3 protein-coding genes are annotated in these 4631 nt (G+C 76.4%); all 3 read left to right on the top strand.

Annotated features, from left to right (window positions below):
* Positions 1 to 391: 391 nt before the first annotated feature.
* The 3 genes from DY240_RS05755 to DY240_RS05750 are packed head-to-tail and all read left to right on the top strand — an operon-like array spanning position 392 to position 4111.
* Positions 392 to 1165, top strand: coding sequence for a DUF3027 domain-containing protein (locus tag DY240_RS05755; protein ID WP_199700888.1), 774 nt, complete (start codon positions 392 to 394; stop codon positions 1163 to 1165).
* A gap of 10 nt (positions 1166 to 1175) precedes the next feature.
* Positions 1176 to 2117 (top strand): sacsin N-terminal ATP-binding-like domain-containing protein, encoded by a 942-nt coding sequence (locus tag DY240_RS32725; RefSeq protein WP_199700886.1) that lies wholly within the window; start codon positions 1176 to 1178, stop codon positions 2115 to 2117.
* The gene (locus DY240_RS05750) at positions 2066 to 4111 is read left to right on the top strand and encodes a hypothetical protein (protein WP_199700884.1); all 2046 of its coding nucleotides are present in this window, start codon (positions 2066 to 2068) and stop codon (positions 4109 to 4111) included. The genes DY240_RS32725 and DY240_RS05750 overlap by 52 nt, the downstream gene beginning before the upstream one ends.
* The last annotated feature ends 520 nt before the right edge of the window (positions 4112 to 4631 follow it).

Genomic DNA, 4631 nt, shown 5'->3' with positions numbered 1-4631 from the left:
CGTGCCGGCGCCGCCGGGCGGGCCGCCGTTGCCCGCGCCGGGCAGCTCACGACCGGCGAACGGCGACTCGTAGGTCCCGCCGTCGCCGCGCGCGCCGCGACCCCCGCCCTCCCCGGGCGGGCCGGCCAGCGGATCCGTCTCAGCCACACACCCATCCAACCGCATCGGCCCGCCCGGCCCGACGATGTCCCCGCATCGGGCCCGACGACGTCTCCGCATCGGGCCGATGCGGGTCATGCAAAACCGACGGACGATGGGGGCCGGAGGTCCCGCTGAGTCCTCGGTCCAGGACGGATGGGGACCGGCGAGAGTTCGGGGTCTTTGCATGACCCGATTCATGAAGGCGACTGGATGTGTCGATCATGGCGCGAGTTTGCGACAATCGACTCTCGTGACCGCCGCATCGTCTCGTACCCGCTCCGCCAAGGCCGACTCCGTCCTCGTCAAGGCCGTCGACGAGGCGCGCGCGGCGGCCGTCGACGTCGGCAGCGAGGACGCCGTCGGCGACCACCTCGGCCACGACGCCGAGGGCGAGCGGGTCGTCACCCACTACTTCGCCTGCCGGCTGGCCGGGTACGTCGGCTGGCGGTGGGCGGTCACCGTCACCCGGGCGTCGCGGTCCAAGGTGGTCACCGTCAGCGAGTGCGTGCTGCTGCCCGGCGCCGACGCCGTCCTCGCCCCGGCCTGGGTGCCGTGGGAGGACCGCGTCAAGCCCGACGACCTCGGCCCCGGCGACCTCCTGCCCGTCGCCCAGGACGACTACCGCATCGAGCCCGGCTACACCTCGGCCGACGACCAGGACGTCCTCGAGGTGGTCCAGGAGCTCGGCCTCGGCCGCGAATGGGTGCTGTCGCGCGAGGGCCGCGACGACACCGCGCAGCGCTGGTTCGAGGGCGACACCGGCCCGCACACCGACATCGCGAAGGCGGCGCCCGGCCGCTGCGGCAGCTGCGGGTTCGCGGTGCTGCTGGCCGGCACGCTCGGCCACGCGTTCGGCGTGTGCACCAACGAGCGCACCCCGTTCGACGGCAAGGTCGTCTCGCACGCGCACGGCTGCGGCGGTCACTCCGACGTGCGGCTGCCGCCGCCGTCCGACGACGCCGCCGAGCCGGTCGTCGACACCCTCAGCTACGAGCTGGTGCCGCTGGAGCTCGACGCCCCGTAACGTCGCCCCCGTGGACGTCTTCGACACCGCGGCGCTGCGCGAGCGCGTCCTGACGGCCTGGTCGGCGTCGCCCGCCCGGTTCCGCGAGGACGCCAACGCCGAGGAGGAGCTGGCCCGCGGGTCCTACCGCGATCGCGTGGTCGTCGAGCTGGCCCAGAACGCCGCCGACGCCGGCGCCCGCGTCGGACTGCCGGCACGGCTGCTGCTGCGGCTCACCGGGTCGACGCTGCTGGCCGCCAACACCGGAGCGCCGCTCGACGCCGCCGGGGTCGAGGGCCTGTCGACCCTGCGCGCGTCCACCAAGCGCGACGACGACACCGTCGGCCGGTTCGGTGTCGGATTCGCCGCCGTGCTGGCGGTCACCGACGAACCGCAGGTGCTGACGGCGTCCGGCGGCGGCGTGCGGTGGTCGCGGGCCGAGGCGCGTGGCGTGGCGGCGTCGGTGCCGGGGCTGGCCGCCGAGCTGGCCCGGCGCGGAGAGGCGGTGCCGGTCCTGCGGCTGCCGTTCCCGGCCGGCGGCGCGGTGCCGGAGGGGTATGACACCGCGGTCGAGCTGCCGCTGCGCGACGCCGACGCCGTCCGGCTGGTCCGCCGGCTGCTCGCCGAGGTCGACGACGCGCTGCTGCTGGCGCTGCCGTGGCTGGGCGAGCTGGTCGTCGACGTCGACGGCGACGTGCGCCGGCTCGACGCGGGCGCGCCCGAGCGGCTGGCGGACGGGCTGGCGGAGCGGCGCATCGGCGAGCGGATCTGGCGGCTGGCGACCCGCACCGGCGTCGCGCCGGACGAGCTGCTGGCGGACCGGCCGTTCGAGGAGCGGTCCCGGCCGGGCTGGTCGGCGACGGTCGCGGTGCCGGTGTGCGGCGAGGCCGGCGTCCGGGCGCCGGCCGTGCTGCCGCCGTCGTGCACGCCCCGACGCCGACCGACGACCGCACCGACCTGCCGGCGCTGGTGATCGCCGGCCTCCCGCTGGACTCGTCGCGCCGCCGGGCGCTGCTCGACCACCTGGCGGCGCAGGTCGGGGAGGTGTACGCGCGGCTGGTCGCGTCGTTCGTCCCGCCGGTGCCGGGCGCCGCCGTCCTGGCGCTGGTGCCGGGTCCGCTGGGCGTCGAGGCGGTCGACGCCGTGCTGCACCGGGCGGTCCGGACGGCGCTGGCGGCGACGCCGTTCGTGGCCGGCGCCGGCGGTGATCGGCTGCGGCCCGGTGAGGTGACGCTGGTCGACGGCCTGAGCCGGACCGCCGACCCGGCCGCGCTGCGCGGCGTGGTCCCCGGACTGCCGGCGCGGGACTGGTGGCGTCCGGAGGTGCTCACCGGCCTCGGCGCGACGGTGACGTCGCTGGCCGACGTGGTCGACGAGCTGGCGGGGGAGCGCCTGACGCCGGCGGGGTGGCGGGCGTTGTACGACGCGCTGGACGGTTCGGACCAGGAGTCGCTGGGCGCGCTGCCGGTGCCGCTGGCCGACGGGCGGCTGGTCCGCGGGCCGCGCGGGCTGCTGGTGCCCGGCGAGGTGCGCTCGGAGCTGCTGGCGCCGTTCGACCTGCGGGTGGTCGCACCGGAGGCCGACCACCCGCTGCTGTACCGGCTCGGCGCCGTCGACGCCACCGCCGCCTCGGTACTGCGCGACCCGCTCGTCCAAGGCGCCGTCGGCGACCTCGCCGAGAGCGACGACGACCCCGCGCCGGTCGCCGAGGCGGTGCTCGGGCTGCTCGCGGAGTCCGGCCTCGACGTCGCCGACGAGCCGTGGCTGGCAGGACTGCCGCTGAACGACGCCATGGGCGACGCGGTCCCGGCGCGGGAGCTGCTGCTGCCGGGGTCGCCGCTGCTGGCGGTCCTCGATGCGGATCCCGCCGAGTTCACCGTCGCTCCCGAGCTCGTGGACCGCTTCGGCCCGGCCGTCCTGCGGGCCGCGGGCGTGCGCGACGGGTTCGCCGTGGTCCGCGACACCGACGTCACGCTGGAGCCGGACACCTGGCACGATCTCGACGACGAGGACGGGTGGGTCGAGGAGGTGCTGTCCGGCCTGCCCGCGCAGCCCGTACCGCCGCTGACCGGTGAGTTCACCGCCGTCGCCGACCTCGACCTCGTCCGCGACGATGCCTGGCCGCAGGTGCTGGAGTGGCTGGCCGCCGACGCCGGCACCCGGGCCGCCGTCGTGTCACCGGTGCGGTTGACCCTCGCCGGCGGCGGGCGGCGCGAGGTGCCGTCGTACACCGCGTGGTGGCTGCGGCGGCACGCCCGGATCGGCGGCCGGCCGCTGACCGGCCTCGCCCTGCCCGATGCCGACCCGGTGGTGCGGGCGGTGCTGCCGGTCGCCGACGTCCCGGTCGACGACGCCTTCGCGGCCGCCGTCGGGCTGGCGCGTTCGCCGGGCGACCTCGATCCCGCCGCCGTCCTCGACCGGCTCGCGGAGGACGACCTGAGCCTGCCGGCGGCGACGCTCGCGCAGGTCTACGCGGCGCTGGCGGCGCACGATCCCGCCGGCGTCCGCCCGCCGGAGCGGATCCGGGTGCCCGACGGCGTCGGCAGCCGCGTGGTCGCCGCGTCGTCGGTGGTGGTGTGCGACGGGCCGCACTGGCTGCAGCTCGGGCTGCCCGGGCTGGTCCCCGGGCCGGCCGCCCTGGCCGACCTCCTGGACGTCGACCTCGCCTCGGAGGTGCACGACGTCGCACTGAGCGACGCCGGGCGGCGCCAGCCGGTCCCGGACGCCGTCGCGTCGGTGCTGGGCGCGGCGCCGGCGACGTACGTCGAGCACGACGACCTGCGGGCCGGCGGCGTCCCGGTGGACTGGTGGCCCGACGGCGACGACGTCCACGCCGCGACCACCGACGGCCTGGCCCGAGGCCTGGCCTGGACGACCGGTCAGTGGGCGAAGCGCTGGCTGCTCGCCGAGGCGCTGGCCGACCCCGACGCCCTGCCCGCCCTCCTCGCCGACGACGCCTTCTCCTGAGGCGTCGCGGGGTCACCGTTGTCGCGGCGACCGACTCCGCTTGGGTCTCCGCCCGCTGGCCGCCTCCGGCCCCGGATTGATCACGTTCACTAGGAAATTCCGTGTCGTACTACGCCTGCGATCGTGGTGAGGCTCGGGTAATCGTGGTGATGTACGCGATCGCCGATGAGCACCACCGCCCACAGCCGGGCACACCGGGACGAACAGGCACGCGGAACGTCCAGTCGTGCCCAGACTTCACCCCGTCCCCCTTGGCCGCAGCCCCGGCGAACGAGAAGCCCCGGCCAACCACCCCACTCCGAAGTTGATCTTGGAGTAATGCTGCTATTGCGGCCAGGAATGTCCGATTGATACCGGCATTACTCCAAGATCAACTTCGGGGTGAGGCGGGGCGAGCGGCCGTGCGTCGCGGTGGGTAGCGCCGGCGGCGAAGCCGTCAGAAGCGGCGGCCGCCGCCGGAGCGCCGGGACGACCGCCGGCTGGAGCCGCCGCCGAAGCTGCGCCGCCGGCTGCGGCCGCG

The sequence above is a fragment of the Jiangella rhizosphaerae genome, assembly GCF_003579925.1.
Classification (GTDB): Bacteria; Actinomycetota; Actinomycetes; order Jiangellales; family Jiangellaceae; genus Jiangella; species Jiangella rhizosphaerae.
The sequence above is the reverse complement of the archived record's forward strand: the minus strand, read 5'-3'. Positions and strand labels throughout refer to the sequence as shown.